15 protein-coding genes are annotated in these 17,442 nt (G+C 57.3%); 9 read left to right on the forward strand and 6 right to left on the reverse strand.

The features are described from left to right. Positions 1-40 precede the first annotated feature (40 nt). Positions 41-1,231 (forward strand): sugar transporter, encoded by a 1,191-nt coding sequence (locus SB13_RS11535; RefSeq protein ID WP_026740501.1) that lies wholly within the window; start codon positions 41-43, stop codon positions 1,229-1,231. 199 nt (positions 1,232-1,430) lie between these two features. Here SB13_RS11535 and SB13_RS11540 read toward each other — a convergent pair whose 3' ends face one another. Beyond that, entirely contained in the window at positions 1,431-2,903 is a 1,473-nt protein-coding gene (locus tag SB13_RS11540; RefSeq protein ID WP_026740502.1) for an amino acid permease, read from the reverse strand. Between the two features lie 183 nt (positions 2,904-3,086). After that, positions 3,087-3,971 carry a DNA-binding transcriptional regulator YeiE gene (gene yieE, locus SB13_RS11545; RefSeq protein ID WP_026740503.1) on the reverse strand — a complete coding sequence of 295 codons (885 nt, stop codon included), beginning with the start codon at positions 3,969-3,971 and terminating at the stop codon, positions 3,087-3,089. A gap of 112 nt (positions 3,972-4,083) precedes the next feature. Between yieE and SB13_RS11550 the strand changes: the two genes are divergently transcribed. Beyond that, on the forward strand, positions 4,084-5,163 hold the full coding sequence (locus tag SB13_RS11550) for a YeiH family protein (protein ID WP_026740504.1): 1,080 nt from the start codon (positions 4,084-4,086) through the stop codon (positions 5,161-5,163). Positions 5,164-5,276: 113 nt separating this feature from the next. Beyond that, complete coding sequence (gene nfo, locus SB13_RS11555; protein ID WP_026740505.1) at positions 5,277-6,128, forward strand: deoxyribonuclease IV; 852 nt, start codon at positions 5,277-5,279, stop codon at positions 6,126-6,128. A 158-nt stretch (positions 6,129-6,286) separates the two neighbouring features. On the opposite strand, the gene fruA is transcribed toward nfo, so the two are convergent. The 3 genes from fruA to fruB are packed head-to-tail and all read right to left on the reverse strand — an operon-like array spanning position 6,287 to position 10,081. Continuing rightward, the gene (gene fruA, locus SB13_RS11560) at positions 6,287-7,999 is read right to left on the reverse strand and encodes a PTS fructose transporter subunit IIBC (protein ID WP_026740506.1); all 1,713 of its coding nucleotides are present in this window, start codon (positions 7,997-7,999) and stop codon (positions 6,287-6,289) included. A gap of 16 nt (positions 8,000-8,015) precedes the next feature. Further along, the gene (gene fruK, locus SB13_RS11565) at positions 8,016-8,954 is read right to left on the reverse strand and encodes a 1-phosphofructokinase (RefSeq protein ID WP_026740507.1); all 939 of its coding nucleotides are present in this window, start codon (positions 8,952-8,954) and stop codon (positions 8,016-8,018) included. Further along, the gene (gene fruB, locus SB13_RS11570) at positions 8,951-10,081 is read right to left on the reverse strand and encodes a fused PTS fructose transporter subunit IIA/HPr protein (RefSeq protein WP_026740508.1); all 1,131 of its coding nucleotides are present in this window, start codon (positions 10,079-10,081) and stop codon (positions 8,951-8,953) included. The genes fruK and fruB overlap by 4 nt, the downstream gene beginning before the upstream one ends. 325 nt (positions 10,082-10,406) lie before the next feature. On the opposite strand from fruB, the gene SB13_RS11575 reads away from it, so the two are divergent. Further along, positions 10,407-11,588, forward strand: a complete 1,182-nt coding sequence (locus tag SB13_RS11575) for a sugar efflux transporter (protein WP_026740509.1) — start codon at positions 10,407-10,409, stop codon at positions 11,586-11,588. Positions 11,589-11,602: 14 nt separating this feature from the next. Here the strand turns inward: SB13_RS11575 and SB13_RS17385 are convergent, their stop codons facing one another. Then, complete coding sequence (locus SB13_RS17385) at positions 11,603-11,857, reverse strand: YkgJ family cysteine cluster protein (RefSeq protein WP_072000249.1); 255 nt, start codon at positions 11,855-11,857, stop codon at positions 11,603-11,605. 187 nt (positions 11,858-12,044) lie between these two features. Here SB13_RS17385 and yeiP point away from each other — a divergent pair, with 187 nt between their 5' ends. From yeiP to SB13_RS11600, 5 genes are all read left to right on the forward strand, one after another. Then, positions 12,045-12,617, forward strand: a complete 573-nt coding sequence (gene yeiP / locus SB13_RS11580) for an elongation factor P-like protein YeiP (protein ID WP_026740510.1) — start codon at positions 12,045-12,047, stop codon at positions 12,615-12,617. Positions 12,618-12,684: 67 nt separating this feature from the next. Beyond that, the gene (locus SB13_RS11585; protein WP_026740511.1) at positions 12,685-13,674 is read left to right on the forward strand and encodes a CobW family GTP-binding protein; all 990 of its coding nucleotides are present in this window, start codon (positions 12,685-12,687) and stop codon (positions 13,672-13,674) included. A 35-nt stretch (positions 13,675-13,709) separates the two neighbouring features. Beyond that, complete coding sequence (locus tag SB13_RS11590; protein ID WP_026740512.1) at positions 13,710-14,414, forward strand: phosphatase PAP2 family protein; 705 nt, start codon at positions 13,710-13,712, stop codon at positions 14,412-14,414. Between the two features lie 407 nt (positions 14,415-14,821). Then, positions 14,822-15,400 carry a bifunctional murein DD-endopeptidase/murein LD-carboxypeptidase gene (gene mepS, locus SB13_RS11595; protein WP_026740513.1) on the forward strand — a complete coding sequence of 193 codons (579 nt, stop codon included), beginning with the start codon at positions 14,822-14,824 and terminating at the stop codon, positions 15,398-15,400. Positions 15,401-15,626: 226 nt separating this feature from the next. Beyond that, positions 15,627-17,435: an extracellular solute-binding protein gene (locus SB13_RS11600; protein WP_026740514.1), complete on the forward strand. Its 1,809-nt coding sequence runs from the start codon at positions 15,627-15,629 to the stop codon at positions 17,433-17,435. Positions 17,436-17,442: the final 7 nt, after the last annotated feature.

The following is a 17,442-nucleotide window of genomic DNA, read 5'->3' on the forward strand; positions in this document are numbered from 1 at the left end:
AATAAGCGCGTCCGTCCTTATTAATTTTCGAGAAACATTTATGGAATCCGCCGCTCCATCACGCTCCACAGCCTGGATGCGTGTCATTACGCTATCCGTTGCTGCGTTTATTTTTAATACCACCGAGTTTATTCCGGTCGGACTTCTCAGCGGCATTGCGCAGAGTTTTGCCATGAAGACAGAAGAAGTCGGGCTGATGATTACCATTTACGCCTGGATTGTCACTCTGGCGTCCTTGATCTGCATGCTGCTGACCAGCGGTATCGAACGGCGCAAGCTGCTGATCGGCGTCTTTTGCCTGTTTATCGCTAGCCATGTGCTGTCGGCGATGGCCTGGAACTTCACCGTGCTAGTGATCTCCCGCGCCGGTGTGGCGCTGGCGCACTCGGTGTTCTGGTCGATTACCGCCTCGCTGGCGATCCGCATGGCGCCGCCGGGGAAACGTGCGGCCGCATTGAGTATGCTCGCCACCGGTACGGCGCTGGCGATGGTGCTGGGCCTGCCGATGGGTCGCGTCGTTGGTCAGCTGCTGGGCTGGCGCGTGACCTTCATGGTGATTGCGGTCGGCGCCACGATTTCGCTGATCCTGCTGGCGCGCCTGTTGCCGCGTCTGCCGAGCGAACACTCTGGCTCGCTGGCCAGCGTTCCCATGCTGTTCAAGCGTCCGGAGCTGGTGACGGTATATGTGCTAATCGTCATTCTGGTCACCGCGCACTTCACGGCTTACAGCTATATTGAGCCGTTTATCCAGAATGTGGCCGGTCAGTCGGAAAACTTCACCACGCTGATCCTGCTGCTATTCGGGGCTGCGGGCATTCTCGGCAGCGTGCTGTATAGCCGCTACAGCGACAATCACCCGACCGGTTTTCTGCTCAGCGCGATTGGACTGCTGGTGCTTTCGCTGGTGCTGCTGCTGCCTGCCGCCGGCTACGAATCCAGCATGATCATTTTGTGCATGGTGTGGGGCATGGCGGTCATGGGGATTGGTCTGGCGATGCAGACCAACGTTCTGAGCCTCGCGCCCGATGCCAGCGACGTAGCAATGTCCATCTTCTCGGGCCTGTATAACCTGGGCATTGGCGCCGGCGCCCTGCTCGGCAGTAAAGTCAGCCTCTATTTGGGCATGAGTACGATCGGGTATGTGGCGGCGCCGCTGGCGTTACTGCCCCTGGCGTGGATTCTTTACACGTACTATCGCCGTACCCGTCCGGAAAGCCATCCCGCCGTCTGACGGCTCACGCTCTTCCCCTCTCCGGCTCCCCGCGGGCCGGAGTTGCTCCTCCCTTCTTTCGACCATCCTGTACTGAGTGTCCGCAGACAGCCCCCCCCCCCTTTCTTACGCCGACGCCGACGCCACCTCAACGCCCATAAAAAAAACCGGTCAACACGAAGCGTGCGACCGGCTTTTTCAGTCATGTTCCCTGACGGGGTTACTTATAGCGCGGAAAAACCATATCTGCGTATTTCACAAAGCGCGTCCGTTTTACCCACTTGTAGCTGAGCCAGATCAACAGGAACAACGGAATACCAATGTAGGTCGCCGCGACACCGTACCAGTCAATCTTGTCCGCCAGGAACGCCTGATAGTTCTGTCCCAATGTGATAATCAAGCACAGCACAAAGGCGAAGATCGGCCCCAGTGGGAAGAAGCTGGAAAGGTAGGGTAATGCCGTTAAATCGCCACCCTGCTTGATGTAACCACGACGGAACCGATAGTGGCTGATGGCGATGCCGAGCCAGGCGATAAAGCCGGTCATCCCCGAGGTGTTCAACAACCACAGATAGACCGTCTGATTACCGAACATGGAGGTCAGGAAACACAGTGCGGCCACCGCGGTTGTCGCATACAGCGCATTGCGCGGCACGCCGCCACGAGACAGTCGACCGAAAATCGCTGGCGCTTTGCCTTCCTGTGCCAGCGTGAACAGCATCCGCGTCGAGGCATACATACCGGAGTTGCCCGCGGATAGCACGGCCGTCAATATGACAGCGTTCATCACCGCGGCGGCAGACAGCAGGCCCGCGTTCTGGAAGACCAGCGTGAACGGACTGACGCTGATGTCTTTGACATCGGTACGCAGTAGGTTCGGATCGGTGTAAGGAATAATCAGGCTGATGATCAGGATGGCGAACACATAGAACAGCAGGATGCGCCAGAACACCTGACGGATAGCGCGAGGAATATTTTTCTGCGGGTCTTTGGATTCACCCGCTGCAATCCCAATCAGCTCCGTCCCTTGGAAGGAGAAGCCCACGATCATCGCAACGCCAATCATCGCCGAGAAACCGCCCGCAAACGGCGCATCGCCAATTTCCCAGTTATGCAGGCCCGCGTGCTCTCCCCCTCTCAGGATACCGACAATCATCAGCACGCCCACGCCGATAAACACCAGCACGGTGACGACTTTGATGAGGGAGAACCAATACTCCGCTTCGCCAAACCCTTTGACGGAGATGTAGTTCAGCAGAAAGATCACGGTCAGGAACAGGGCGCTCCAAATCCAGCCCGGCACATCGGGATACCAGTACCCCATCACCAGCTGCGCCGCAACGAGATCGACGGCAATGGTCACCGCCCAGTTGTACCAGTAGTTCCAACCCAGCGCGAAGCCGAATCCCTCTTCCACATAGCGTGAGCCATAGGTCGAGAAAGAGCCGGAGACCGGCATGAAGGCCGCCAGTTCACCGAGGCTGGTCATCAGGAAGTAGACCATCAAACCGATGAGCACATAAGACAACAGCGCACCGCCCGGTCCGGCCTGCGCCACGGTGGCCCCGGAGGCCACAAAAAGTCCTGTCCCGATCGAGCCGCCAATGGCGATCATTGTAAGATGCCGTGCCTTGAGTTCACGGCGTAGCGTTCTGCCCCCTTGTGGTGGGGTCTGAGTATCGTTTTGAGCCATCTTGATTCCGCTTGGCCGATAAAATTGAGGGCCGGATTGTAACAAATACCCCCCGGCTGGGTAGCTGGAATCGCCAATCATAAGAGAGGTTAATAACCCGCTCCTGATTATAAGGAACAGCTATTTATACCCTCTGGAGATAATCATTAGCCGTCCACTTATTAAAAAGCGGATAGCGGCGATTTACGCTTCGCAGACCGGCTGGCGACAATACTCCAGAAAACGGCACAACACGTTGGACAGATGCTTTTGCCGATGGTGGACCAGATATAGCGTGCGATTAAGATTGTGCAGCGGCACCTCCAGCTCCACCAGCGCGCCGGATGCCAACTGATCGGCGATCACATGACGGGACAGGCAGCTGATCCCCATACCGTAGCGCACCGCGTGTTTGATCGCCTCCGAATTGCCCAGCTCCATCATCAGCTGGAAATGCGGCAGTCGGTCCAGCAGCAGATGGTCAAGCACTTCACGCGTTCCCGAGCCCTGCTCGCGCAGAATCCACGGCGCATCCGCGAGCGCCTCTAATGTCACCGGCCCCTGCCCGGCCAGCGGGCTGTCTGCGGCACAGAACACGACCAGTTCATCCTCGACCCAGGCCTGCGTGATCAGGTCCGGATGATGGCACGGCCCTTCGATCAACCCGAGGTCCACACTGAACTGCGACACCGCATTCACGACGTCCTGCGTGTTGCCGACCTGCAACTCCAGCGGCGTGTCAGGCGCATCGCGGCGATAGCGGGCGATGATCGCCGGCATCAGATAGTTGCCGATGGTACTACTGGCGTAAATGCGTAGGGCGCCGACGTCACGGCGAAACAGCTGTTCGATCTCCGAAGACTGTTCCAGCAGCGCCAATGCCTTTGGAAACAGCAATCGTCCGTGTTCATTGACGACCAGCCGCTTGCCGACCCGGTCAAAAAGCTGTACGCCCAGATGCCCTTCCAAATCGGACAGCGCCGCGCTGACGGCCGATTGCGACAACGCCAGCGCGACGGAAGCCTGCGTTGTCGACCCCGTCTTTAAAACTTCGGTAAAGACTTCAAGCTGACGTAAGGTGATGTGCATAGTGGGCTCTTATCGTTAATACTCATAGGTTATAAATATATAATCAATTTCTATTTTAAGCACGCGGCGCATAGGCTGTGACCCCAAGAGATCCCGTCACAAGGTACATGCTATGCAGATTTTCCTGACCCGCCTTCGGGCTGTTCCCGCCACTTTTACCGCGCAACAGCGCTTGCCGGGCATTCTCGCGATAGGTCTGATCTCGCTGGCCGTCCTGTGGCTGGCGGATCTCCCCGCAGTCAGCCGATGGGGGCTTGGCTCCCTGACGCTGGCGATCCTTCTGGGGATGGTGCTGGGCAATACGCTCTATCCGTGGGTGCAGGCGCCGTGCGACGCGGGCGTACAGTGGACGAAACATCATTTGCTACGTCTTGGGATCGTGCTTTATGGATTCAAACTCAGTGTCGTGCAAATCGCCGCCATCGGGCCTCGCGGGCTGATGATCGACGTCCTCACCTTGTCATCTACGCTGCTCTTAGCCTGCTGGCTGGGCCGCCGCTGGTTCAAACTGGATACGCAGACGGTATTGCTCGTCGGCGCGGGCAGCAGCATCTGCGGCGCGGCGGCGGTATTGGCGACCGCCCCCGTGCTAAAAGCCAACGCGGATAAAGTCGCCGTCGCGGTTGCCACCGTGGTGATATTCGGCACGACGGCCATGTTTCTTTACCCCTGGGTCTTCGCGCATCTCCCATTCAGCCATGCCGTGCTGTTTACGCCACAGACGTTCGGCGTCTATATCGGGTCGACGCTGCATGAGGTTGCGCAGGTGGTCGCTGCAGGCCATGCTATTAATAACGAAGCAGAAAGCATGGCGGTCATCGCCAAAATGCTGCGCGTGATGATGTTGGCGCCCTTCCTGTTCCTGCTCGGCCTATGGCTGAAACGGCAGCGCCCCGCCGGCGTCGATGCGGAGGAAACCGTACCCATGCTGTTTCCCTGGTTTGCCGTCGTGTTTATTTTGGTGGCGGGGTTTAACTCGCTGTCCCTGCTGCCCGTCAGCTGGGTGCACACGCTGGTCAAGCTCGACGGAATGCTGCTGACGATGGCGATGGTCGCGCTGGGGATCGCCACCCGCGTCCAGATGCTCAGACAGGCAGGCATCAAGCCGGTGCTGCTGGCATTGCTGCTGTTTATCTGGCTGATAGTCGGGGGCGGCGCGATCAATCTGGGCGTGATGCATCTGTTTTCCTGATTCGGACACGCCGGACTTGCCGTCCCCGGTGGCGATAATGTCATAATGCGCTCGCCAGGCGACGCCCCGCAGTCTCTATCCCGTCGGGGCGTTCCGACATAAAGGAGAAAAGAATGAAATACGTAGGTGCTCACGTCAGCGCCGCAGGCGGCGTTGATCAAGCCGTCATCCGCGCACACGAGATCGAAGCAACGGCATTCGCGCTGTTTACTAAAAACCAGCGTCAGTGGCGCGCCGCGCCGTTAACCCCGGACGTGATCGACCGCTTCAAGTCCGCCTGTGAGCAATATCATTACACCCCGGCCCAGATCCTGCCCCACGACAGCTATCTGATTAACCTGGGTCACCCCGTTGAGGAGGCGCTGGAAAAGTCACGTGCCGCGTTCATCGACGAGCTGAGTCGCTGTCAGGAACTGGGGCTGACGTTGCTGAACTTTCATCCCGGCAGCCATCTGCAGCAAATTGACGAAAGCCGCTGCCTTTCGCGCATCGCCGAGTCCATCAACATGGCGCTGGAGGTCACTGAAGGGGTCACCGCCGTGATTGAAAATACGGCGGGACAAGGCAGCAACCTCGGTTTTCGATTCGAGCATCTGGCCGAAATCATCGATCAGGTCGAAGACAAAAGCCGAGTCGGTTATTGCATTGATACCTGCCACGCCTTTGCCGCCGGCTACGACCTGCGTACGGAAGAAGATTGCCAGCGCACCTTTGATGAGCTGGAAAAAGTGGTTGGTTTCCAGTATTTGCGCGGCATGCATCTCAACGACGCCAAAAGCGAATTCAATAGTCGCGTCGACCGCCACCACAGTCTGGGCGAAGGTAACATCGGCAAAACGGTTTTCAGCCACATCATGCGCGATCCGCGATTCGACGGTATTCCCCTGATTCTGGAAACGGTGAATCCCGATATCTGGCCGGATGAAATTGCATGGCTGAAGTCCCAGCAGCGCGTTGAACGCTAAGCTCTGCCCCCTCAACCGTGGACTCATCGCAAGATGAGGCCGCCTATCCGCCGTCCTGCGCGACGAATGGCATCCTCACTCGCCGTTTCCCCATAAAAAAACGCCAGTCCGTAGACTGGCGTTTATCATCAACATTCTTGTTATCTCTTAGGCCTAACTCAGATGTGCTCGCTCTGCGCCGGAACTGCGGCGGTAGGTTCCGGCCGCTTCAGCAGCGCGTACAGCACACCGCTGACCACCGTACCCGCGATGATAGCGAGCAGGTAACCGATAACCGGTGTAATCGCCCCCGGAATCAACAGGACGAACAGACCACCGTGCGGAGCCATCAGCTTAGCGCCCACCGCCATGGACAGCGCGCCGGTCAATGCGCCGCCGATAATACAGCACGGCAGTACGCGCATCGGGTCACGCGCAGCATAAGGGATAGCACCTTCGGAAATGAAGCACATGCCCAGCACCAGCGCAGCCTTGCCGCCTTCGCGCTCTGGCGGGGTGAATTTCTTGCCCGCCAGCAGTGTTGCCAGTCCCATCGCCAGCGGCGGCACCATCCCGCCAGCCATAACGGCCGCCATCGGCGCATAAACCTGGCTACTGAGCAGCGTGGTACCGAATACGTAGGCCACCTTGTTCACCGGTCCGCCCATATCCGTACACATCATGCCGCCCAGCACCGCGCCGAGAATGACCGCGTTGGCCGTGCCCATTGACTGCAGCCAGGAAGTCAGCCCCGTCAGGATTTTGGCGACGGGTGTGCCGACCACATAAATCATGATCAAGCCGGTAATCAGCGTCGCAATCAGCGGAATAATCAGTATGGGCTTCAGCGCGGTGAGACTTTGCGGCAGCTTGACATGATTATTGATGGCGCGAGCCAGATACCCCGCCAGGAACCCGGCGATGATCCCACCGATAAATCCTGCGCCGGTGCTCACGGCCAGCATCCCGCCAACCAGGCCCGGCGTCAGCCCCGGGCGGTCCGCGATGGAAAAGGCGATATAACCAGCCAGCATCGGCACCATCAGCGCGAAGGCGGAACCGCCCCCGATCTTCATCAGCGCCGCGGCCAACGTCCCTTCCTGCTTGAACGCCTCGATGCCGAACACGAACGACAGAGCGATACACAACCCGCCAGCCACCACCATTGGCAGCATGTAAGACACCCCGGTCAGCAGGTGGCTGTAAGGACCCGTNCCGCCTTTTTTACCCCCGGCCGCCGGCGCGCTGGACTGCCCGGACGGTTGATAGACGGTCGCTTCCGCCAACGCTTTATCCAGCTCCTGCGAGGTTTTCTTCAGCGCCAGACCGGTCGAGGTGCGATACATCTTCTTGCCAGCGAACTTGCTCAGGTCGACTTCGATATCGGCGGCGACGATCACCACATCCGCCTGCTCAACTTCTTCCGGCGTGATAGGGTTGCCCGCGCCCACGGAGCCGCGCGTTTCGACTTTGACCCACCAGCCGCGCTTCTTCGCTTCCGTTTCGATGGCTTCCGCCGCCATAAACGTATGAGCGACGCCGGTCGGACACGCGGTGACGGCGACCACGCGGGTCACGCCGTTCGATGCAGCGGTGGATGGCGCCTTCGTCGTTGCCGCGGCGCTCGCCTGATAAGGCGCGGCCTCCGACTTGGCTTTTTCCAGCAACGCCTCCGGCTGACTCAGCGCCTGTGTGACATCGGCGAAAAACACGTTTTTCCCGTTCAGCGCGCTGTCTGCCTGTTGGCCGCCGAACACGATGACCAGCTCTGCCTCGGCTGGCTGTTCCGTCAGCGCGAGTCCCGCTTTCGACGCCGCGGCGCCAAGCTGGTTGTGCACTAATCTGCTTTTGACTCTTCCTAATGACTTATCGAATATCAGCAGCGTTTTCATTGTGCTTCTCCTGCTGTTAATTGAAAGGTTTCAGATCAACGCGGGCCATCATCGCCGCAAGCTGCGGCCGATCCGTCACGCCAACGTTGCTCTGGCTGACCGCCAGTGCCGCCACCGCCGTCGCCAGACGCAGCGTGTGTTCGCTGGACTCGCGCATCAGCAAGCCGTAAATCAGGCCGCCGACCATCGAGTCGCCCGCACCGACGGTACTGATCACATCGCAAGCCGGCGGCTTGGCCAGCCAGGCGCCGGAAGCATTGACCCACAGCGCGCCTTCCGCGCCCAGGGAAATGACCACGTGCGCAATGCCCTGTTCGCGCAGCGCGTGCGCGGCATCGACCACATCGTCCAGCGTCGGCAGCTTACGGCCCGCCCAGATTTCCAGTTCGCGGCGGTTAGGTTTGACCAACCACGGCGACGCTTTCAGACCCGCCACCAGCGCTTCGCGGCTGCTGTCGAAAATGATGCACGGACATTGGCTGCGCAGGCGAGTCATCCAATCGGTGAAAGCGTCGGGATCGACGCCCGCCGGCAGACTTCCGCTAACCGCCACCATGTCGAATTGCCCCAGCCAGCTCAGCGAATCGTTAACGAAGCGCTGCCAATCTTGCGGCGTCACTTCGAAGCCCGAGAAGTTCAGGTCGGTGACGTCCCCATCCTGCTCCGTCAGCTTAACGTTGATGCGCGTGCGGCCGTTGACCACCTGAAAACGGTTGGCGATCCCCAGCTCGCTGAACAGCTGCTGAAACCCATCCTGGTTATCTTTTCCCAGGAATCCGCCCACCGTGACATCAATCCCCAGGTCCTTTAGCACCTTGGCGACATTTATCCCTTTACCCGCGGCGTGCAGACCTGCGGTTTGAACCAAGTTGACTTCACCACGTTCGACCTGCGGGCAGTACCCCACCAAATCGTAAGCCGGATTCAGCGTAATGGTCGCGACTCTCCTGCTCATGCTCCCTCCCCTAATCCGGATGCAATAGCTTCACCAATGGCTTTCAACGCGGCTTCCGCATCGCTGCCATTGGCCGTAAAACGTAAACGATGGCCGGACTTCACGCCCAGCGCCACCACTTTCATCAGGCTGCGGCCGTTGGCCGGTTTGCCCGTCCCGTCGAGGTTGGCGACGGTGATTTCACTCGTAAATTGTTTGATGACGTTGACCAGCATGGCGCCGGGACGGGCATGCAGGCCGTGCTCGTTACGAATAACGAACTCCGCCACCAGCGCGTTGCTTTCTTCCGCCGCTTCGCTGGATAACAAGGTCAGCAGCGTCGGCGCATCGGCGCTGAGCAGGCTGTCGGATTTACCCGCGCTCAGCAACTTGCTCAGGTAATCAATCGGCGCATTCACTTGATCGTCGACGGCTGACATCGTCAGCAGCATCGCCACTTTTTCGTCATCGACGACGAACGGATCGATCGGACGACTGACCGCCAGCGCACTGATCAGATTGCCTTCCTGACTGTCGCTGACCCAGATGCCGTGGCCTAAATGCAGCGGCTTGCTGGCCACCACATCACTGACGAAACGGGCATCGACGGCGCCGATCTGCTGCAGTTTGCCCGCGTTCAGCGCCTGCAATGTGATCAGATTGTCCGTCGCCACATTCAGGGAAATCAGCGAGGCGTCGAAGCGGAACTCCGCGGCCTGTTGTTCGCCCATCAGCAAACTACGCAACGCTTCCGTCGATGTGGTCGTCGCCAGACGTTCAGCCACGCTGTCGTCGCTCAAAACGTGCGTCAGCTGACGCAGCAGCGCCAGGTGTTCGTCCGAGCGTGCCGCGATCCCCAACACAACGTAAGCTGTTTGGTTGTCTCCCCAGGTAATCCCTTTAGGAAACTGAAACACCTGAACGCCCGTTTTGCGTACCAGGTCGCGCGTATCCGTCGTTCCATGCGGTATAGCGATACCGTTTCCCAGATAAGTAGAGGTTTGCAGTTCACGCTGTAGCATTCCTTCAACATACCCTTCGCTGACGCAACCGGCTTCAGTCAGCGCGGCGGCCACTTGCTTGATGGCCTCCTGCTTGTCGCCGGCGGTCGCCCCTATATGAATATCTTGCTGTGACAACTGGAACATAGCTCTCCTCTCCTGCCAAACTTGAATCGTTTCAGCTTTTATGGGAAAAAAATGGCCGAGTGATAAAAATCGTTTCATAAAACACGCAACTGAAACGTTTCAAAAATACTGCGTCTTTCCCAATATCTATGCAAGCATTGTCCATAAAACTCAGTGTGATTCTTAGAGGTCACGCACATTTTCGCATCAACAAGGTTATAGTTCAGTTTCAGCGGGATGCCAGCTGAAAACATGCTGAAGAAAAAGGAACAATACGGTTTACCCTTTCACGTCACGCAGGCGTAGAATACGGCGCTCTGTCTAATTTTTACTCCGCAAGACCCTCATGCAGACATCAGCCGGTACATCGCGACGACTGCCCGACATTACCGCGTCAGCTTTTCTGCTGATTGCGTTTCTCTCGGGTATCGCCGGAGCCTTACAGCTCCCCACCCTCAGCCTGTTCCTTTCCACGGAAGTCCACGCCCGTCCGGTGCTGGTGGGGCTGTTTTACACCGGCAATGCGGTCATCGGTATTATCGTCAGCCAACTCCTGGCCAGTTACTCCGACAAGCGCGGCGATCGCAAGCGGCTGATCGTGGCCTGCTGCCTGTTCGGCGCGCTGGCCTGCCTGTTGTTTGCCTGGAATAGAAACTATGCGGTGCTGTTGTTGGTGGGCGTATTCCTTTCCAGCTTCGGCTCGACGGCCAATCCGCAGCTGTTCGCGCTGGCGCGTGAATATTCCGACCGTGCAGGACGCGAAGCCGCGATGTTCAGTTCCGTGATGCGCGCGCAGATCTCGCTTTCCTGGGTCGTCGGTCCGCCTATCGCTTTCGCGTTGGCGCTGGGTCTGGGCTTCCCCGCGATGTATATGGCCGCGACCGGCGTGTTCCTGCTGTGCGCGCTGTTGGTCGGACTGCTGTTGCCTTCCATGCCGAAGCATCCCGGCGTCAAAACCGCCGAAACGCTGCATCCGCCGCGCCGTCACCGTCGCGATACGCTGCTGCTCTGCGCCGCCTGTACGCTCATGTGGACCTGCAATGGCATTTACCTCATCAATATGCCGCTTTATTTAGTGCAAGAGCTGAAGCTGGAAGACAAGCTGGCGGGCGTGATGATGGGAACGGCGGCAGGGCTGGAGATTCCGGCGATGCTGATTTCGGGTTATCTCGCCCGGCGTCTTGGCAAGCGCTATTTAATGCGGCTGGCTATTGCCGCCGGCCTGCTGTTTTATCTCGGGTTGTGTCTGCTGGACTCTCCGTGGGCGCTGATGGCGTTGCAGTTGCTGAACGCCGTGTTCATCGGCATTTTGGCCGGTATCGGTATGCTCTATTTTCAGGATTTGATGCCGGGTCAGGCGGGGGCAGCCACGACGCTGTTTTCGAATACGTCCCGCGTCGGCTGGATCATTTCGGGTTCTCTGGGCGGACTGGTAGCGGAGATCTGGAGCTATCATGCGGGATTCATCTTTGCGATCGGCCTGAGTCTGGCCGCAGGCTACTGCATGTGGCGCATTAAGGATGTCTGACTGACGACAAACCTTCAGGGCGCCGTCGCGTTTTCCAACTGGATAAGATAGATGAGCGCCTCATCCCGGTGTTCGCCACACATATCCCGCCGGGGCTGCAGGCTGGCGCACACGGCAGGCCGAAGCGGAGAATGGAAAATGCCGCAGCGCATTCGCTCGTCCAAATGAATGCAAGGCGTATTGGCGGGCTTTCCCTCAGGCATATCGGGGAGCGGACTCGATATTGAAGGTGCAATGCAGCAAGCGCCGCAGTCGGGACGACAGTCCATCACGATATTCCTGTGGGCGTTGAGGTGCAGGGGCACAAAGGCGGACCTTATCAGCCCTCACAGTCAAACACTACCGCTTTTCTACGCGTTGACGCCGTGTGACGTAATTCCTGCTTGCCTGAATCCGGCCGCGCGAGTAACTTGGCGCCACAAAAATTTATCTCACCCTTCACAAGGTATGTCTTCCATGGCAAGAGCTAACGAAATCAAACGCGGTATGGCCGTTAACTACAACGGTAAACTGCTGCTGGTCAAAGATATCGATATTCAAAGTCCGAGCGCCCGCGGCGCCAGTACGCTGTACAAAATGCGTTTTTCCGACGTTCGTACCGGACTGAAAGTCGAAGAGCGCTTCAAAGGCGACGATATCCTCGACACCATCACGCTGTCCCGCCGTCAGGTGACCTTCTCTTATATTGATGGCGACGAATATGTCTTTATGGATGATGAAGACTACACGCCGTACAATTTCAAAAAAGAGCAGATCGAAGATGAGCTGCTGTTTATTCCTGAAGGCGGCATGCCCGGCATTCAGGTACTGACGATGGATGGACAGATTCTGGCGCTAGAACTGCCTCAGACGGTCGATCTGGAAATTGTCGACACCGCGCCCGGCATTAAAGGCGCTTCCGCCAGCGCTCGCAACAAACCGGCCACGCTGAACACCGGTCTGGTGATCCAGGTGCCGGAGTACCTCAGCGCCGGTGAAAAAATTCGTATTCATATTCCGGAGCGCCGTTACATGGGCCGCGCCGAGTAATACTGACTGTGCCCGCGCCCGGTTCCCGCCGGGCGTGTTGTTTCACTGATTTCTCCGGGAGACGCCTGTGCTAACCCAAGTCAACGTGATTACCGGCTTCCTCGGCAGCGGCAAAACCACCACCTTGCTCCATCTGTTGTCTCAGAAACCGGCTGATGAAGTCTGGGCCGTACTGGTCAATGAATTCGGCGAAATAGGCATCGACGGCGCTTTACTGGCTGATCGCGGTGCTGTGCTGAAAGAGATCCCCGGCGGTTGCCTGTGTTGCGTTAACGGCTTGCCGATGCAGGTCGGGCTGAACATGCTACTTCAGCAGAAGAAACCGCATCGTCTGCTGATCGAGCCCACCGGACTCGGGCATCCGAAGCAAATTTTGTCGTTGCTGCGTTCATCGACCTACCTGCCCTGGCTGACCGTGAAGGCTACGCTGTGCGTCCTGGATGCGCGACAATTGGCGGAGCCGCGCTACACGGAAAACGAAAACTTCCGCGACCAGTTGGCCGCGGCGGATGTCATTATCGCCAACAAGCAGGAAACCTACGACGATGGCGACCGCGAGGCGTTAAGCCGCTGGTACAACGAGGTTGGGCAAGCGCGCAGGCTCCTTTCGGTGAGTCAGGGAAACATTGATGCTGCACTGCTGGATCTGCCGGGTGAACGCGGCGCCGACCTGCCGTCCACCCGCCATCACCACCCTAGCGAACCGGTGCGCAACGGGCTGGCGGCACTGAGTCTAGACGGGCAGACGACCTGGAGACGTGCGCTTAATCACGGACAGGGATATCATTCCTGTGGCTGGATATTCGACGCCGAGACCGTGTTCGACACGGCGAAGCTGTTGGACTGGGCGCGTTTGTCCCCGGTGAGCCGTGTCAAAGGGGTGCTGCGTATTCCGGAAGGGACGCTGGTGGTCAACCGTCAGGGCAACGATCTTCATATCGAAACGCGCTCGGCCCCCCCTCCCGATAGTCGTATTGAGATTATCAACGAGACCGAAGCAGAGTGGAATTCACTACAGCGCACGTTGCTGCAAGTTCGAATCACCACAATACGATAAATTATTTTTTATTCTTTTTTAATTGAGCAGTTCCTATGTCCAAACGAAATATTCCTGTGATTCTTTTATTTAACGTAATCGGCATTGCGTTATTTCTTTCTTGGTATTTACCGGCCAATCACGGCTTCTGGTTTGCCATAGACGAGTCTATTTTCTTTTATTTTAATCAGCACCTGGCGACCAACCACGCATTCCTGATGCTGGTCGCGATGACAAACAACCGTGCGTTTGACGGCTGCTCACTGTTGGCGATGGGTGCGCTATATCTGAGTTTTTATCTCAAGGCCGCCCCTGTCGAGCGCCGTCGCCTGCTGATCCTGGGGATCGTCATGCTGTTCACCGCCGTGGTGCTTAACCAGCTCGGTCATCTGCTGCCGGTGCAGCACGCCAGCCCGTCCCTGTTCTTCGAGAACATCAACCGCGTTGGCGAGCTCACCGGCATCCCGACCAAAGACGCCTCTCGCGACAGCTTCCCCGGCGACCACGGTATGATGCTGATGATTTTCGCCGCCTTTATGCTGCGCTACTTCGGCGTTAAAGCCTTTTTCATTGGCGTGCTGATTGCTGTTGTCTTTTCACTGCCGCGCGTGATGATTGGCGCTCACTGGTTCACGGATATCGCCGTCGGCTCACTGTCCGTCGTGCTGGTGGGATTAAGCTGGTGGCTGCTGACGCCCGCCAGCGACGCGTTGCTTAATGCCCTCAACCGTCGACTTCCCGGTCAATACCGCCCGCAGTAAAGCTTCGCCGCAGCCGGATATTCTGTTTTTTGGCTGCGGTTCTCCCTTCTTTTCCCCACGTTTTTATCTGTAAATACCTTGTTCTGCTATCATTATTCCGTTCCGCAGTGATTTATATGAGCTCTTTGTAAAATTTCATCACGAATTCATATAAATAAAAGGAGGGAAAGTACTCGCAATATTTTTTTCATTCCGGTAGTCTCGACAAAATCTGTTATTTATGAACGATTGTCCGCCACGCGCGAAACGCTATAGATTCTGTTGCTATAGAAAAAAGTGCTGCTCAGCACGGTTTGGCGATCCGGTTGTTGTCCCTAAATAACGATTCCTGAGTCTTATTTCGTTTGGCAAATACAGCATATAGCGATCGTTTCGTTCGCTAAGGACACGAAGGGAATATAACAACAATGGTCAAATCTCAACCGGCGCTGAGATACATCTGGCGGGCAGTGCCTGCCGTCGCGGTGGCAATTATGCTCACCGCCTGCAGCAGCAATCACAGTGATACAGCATTAAATTCTCAGACTGATAGGCGTGTGGTTAATGGTGATCCTTCACTACAAGCCTCTCAGGCTGAATTCGAAGCGATGGTCCAGAACGTGGAAGTTAAAACCAAGTTGCTTGACCAGTACGCAAGTTGGAAAGGCGTCCGTTACCGCTTAGGCGGTCAGACCAAGAAAGGCATCGACTGTTCCGCCTTTGTTCAGCGCACATTCCGCGAACAATTTGGCATGGACCTTCCCCGCTCCAGCTACGAGCAACAGGAAGTCGGTAAAAAAATCCAACGTAATAAATTACGCCCTGGCGATCTGGTCCTGTTCCGCGCCGGTTCGACAGGACGCCATGTCGGCATCTATCTCGGCGGCCAGCAGTTTGTCCACGCGTCAACCAGCAGCGGCGTCACCATCTCCAATCTGGACGAAACCTACTGGAAACACCGTTATCAGGAAGGGCGTCGGGTACTCGCGCAGGGTCCGCACAGCTGATCCTTTTTATTCCCTGTTGATGCCGACCAAACGAAGTCTGAAACGCCGCACATTTATCGCGGCGTTTTTTATTGGCGCGCACCGGCTCCTGCCAACGCAGGGGGGAATACGCTAAAATGCCTCTTTATGCTTAGCGCCATCGCTTTTCACATGGCAACGCAACACGCCATATCAACACGTTGGCCAGCATTACTTGAACGACGCTATTCAGGAGTCAGCTGCCCCGATGTTTAAATCCGTCGCCTTCACCTTACTGTTTATCGCGTCCCCGCTATCGGGGCTGGCTGAGACGCTGCAACAACCTTTTGCTTTCACCATGTTGGACGCACCGAAGTACGAAAAAAACTTCACCCATTTCGACTACGCCAATCCCGACGCCCCGAAAGGCGGACACATCACCCTCAGCGCATTAGGCTCGTTTGATAATTTCAACCGGTTCGCCTCACGTGGCTTGCCCGCGGTCAGAACCGAAGCGCTTTATGATTCGCTGTACGTTAACTCCGATGATGAGTCCGGCAGCTATTACCCGCTGATTGCCAACGGCGCCCGCTACGCCAGCGACTATCGTTGGCTGGAAGTCGACCTGAACCCTCGAGCCCGCTTTCACGATGGATCGCCGGTCACCGCCTCAGACGTCGCCTTCACCTTCAGTACCTTTATGGCCCAGGGCGTGCCGCAGTTCCGCGTGTATTACAAAGGCACCACCGCCCGCGCCCTCACCCCTCATACCGTGCGGTTCGACTTCGGCGCGCCGGATAAAGACAAAATGATCGGGCTGCTCACGCTGCCCGTTATTCCGAAAGCGTTCTGGGTACATCACAAGTTTAATGAGCCGCTGACACGCCCTCCTCTGGCGGGCGGCGCTTACCGGATTTCCGACTATCATATCGGCCAATACATCGTATATTCCCGCGTGAAGGATTATTGGGCCGCCGACCTGCCGGTCAATAAAGGGCTGTATAACTTCGACTCTATTCGCTACGACTACTATCTGGATGAAAGCGTGGCTCTGGAAGCCTTCAAAGCCGGCGCTTTCGATATGCGCATCGAAACCTCGCCCAAACAGTGGACGACGTTGTATCAGGGCGGCAACTTTTCCAGAGGTTATATCGTCAAAAAAGACGAGCTGAACACGGCGGCGCAGTCGACGCGATGGCTGGTATTCAACACCACAAGACCGCTGTTTCAGGATCGACGGGTGCGTCGAGCACTAACGCTGGCGTTTGATTTCAACTGGATGAACAAAGCGCTGTTCTATAACAGCTATCAGCGCGCCAACAGTCTGTTTCAAAACACAGAGTACGCGGCGACGGGAAGCCCGAGCGCCAGCGAGCTGCAGTGGCTGACGCCGTTGAAAGATCGCATTCCCGCGGAAGTCTTTGGCCCCGCTTACCGTCCGCCGGCATCTGACGGCAACGGTTATGACCGTACTCACCTGCTACAGGCGCTCGAGTTGCTGAAACAGGCTGGCTGGGAGCTGAAAAACAATACGCTGGTTAACGTGCAGACCGGCCGGCCCTTTCGGTTTGAACTGCTGATTTCCAACGCAGGCAACGCCCAGTTCGTGCTGCCTTTTCAGCATAGCCTGAAGCGACTTGGTATCGATATGACGGTGCGAATGGTGGATGCGCCGCAGTTCAATAACCGCCTGCGTAAACGGGATTTCGATATGCTGTCGCGACCCTATGTCACCGAACCTTACCCCAGCGCCAATCTGGCGATGAGCTGGAGCAGCAAGTATCTCGACTCAAGCTACAACACCGCCGGCGTTCAGGATCCCGCCATCGATCGCCTGATAGACGAAATTATCCGTCATCAGGGCGATAAGTCAGCGTTGCTGCCGCTAGGGCGCGCGTTAGACCGGGTGGTGACCTGGCACCAGTTCATGATCCCCATGTGGTTCAGCAATCACGACCGCTTTGCCTACTGGAATAAGTTCGGCATGCCCGCCGTGCGCCCCACGTACGCGCTGGGATTTGATAGCTGGTGGTACGACGCCGACAAAGCCGCCACCCTCCCGGACGAACGGCAATAAGGACTGG

The sequence above is a fragment of the Lonsdalea quercina subsp. quercina genome, assembly GCF_000688695.1.
GTDB lineage: Bacteria > Pseudomonadota > Gammaproteobacteria > Enterobacterales > Enterobacteriaceae > Lonsdalea > Lonsdalea quercina_D.

What these genes read in the sequence shown, in the direction of transcription:
- SB13_RS11550 (WP_026740504.1), top strand. Translation starts at nt 4,084, where the DNA reads ATGCAGATTTTCCTGACCCGCCTTCGGGCTGTTCCCGCCACTTTTACC.
- SB13_RS11600 (WP_026740514.1), top strand. Translation starts at nt 15,627, where the DNA reads ATGTTTAAATCCGTCGCCTTCACCTTACTGTTTATCGCGTCCCCGCTA.
- SB13_RS11540 (WP_026740502.1), bottom strand. Translation starts at nt 2,903, where the DNA reads ATGGCTCAAAACGATACTCAGACCCCACCACAAGGGGGCAGAACGCTA.
- fruB (WP_026740508.1), bottom strand. Translation starts at nt 10,081, where the DNA reads ATGTTCCAGTTGTCACAGCAAGATATTCATATAGGGGCGACCGCCGGC.
- mepS (WP_026740513.1), top strand. Translation starts at nt 14,822, where the DNA reads ATGGTCAAATCTCAACCGGCGCTGAGATACATCTGGCGGGCAGTGCCT.
- SB13_RS11590 (WP_026740512.1), top strand. Translation starts at nt 13,710, where the DNA reads ATGTCCAAACGAAATATTCCTGTGATTCTTTTATTTAACGTAATCGGC.
- nfo (WP_026740505.1), top strand. Translation starts at nt 5,277, where the DNA reads ATGAAATACGTAGGTGCTCACGTCAGCGCCGCAGGCGGCGTTGATCAA.
- SB13_RS17385 (WP_072000249.1), bottom strand. Translation starts at nt 11,857, where the DNA reads ATGGACTGTCGTCCCGACTGCGGCGCTTGCTGCATTGCACCTTCAATA.
- SB13_RS11575 (WP_026740509.1), top strand. Translation starts at nt 10,407, where the DNA reads ATGCAGACATCAGCCGGTACATCGCGACGACTGCCCGACATTACCGCG.
- yieE (WP_026740503.1), bottom strand. Translation starts at nt 3,971, where the DNA reads ATGCACATCACCTTACGTCAGCTTGAAGTCTTTACCGAAGTTTTAAAG.
- fruK (WP_026740507.1), bottom strand. Translation starts at nt 8,954, where the DNA reads ATGAGCAGGAGAGTCGCGACCATTACGCTGAATCCGGCTTACGATTTG.
- yeiP (WP_026740510.1), top strand. Translation starts at nt 12,045, where the DNA reads ATGGCAAGAGCTAACGAAATCAAACGCGGTATGGCCGTTAACTACAAC.
- SB13_RS11535 (WP_026740501.1), top strand. Translation starts at nt 41, where the DNA reads ATGGAATCCGCCGCTCCATCACGCTCCACAGCCTGGATGCGTGTCATT.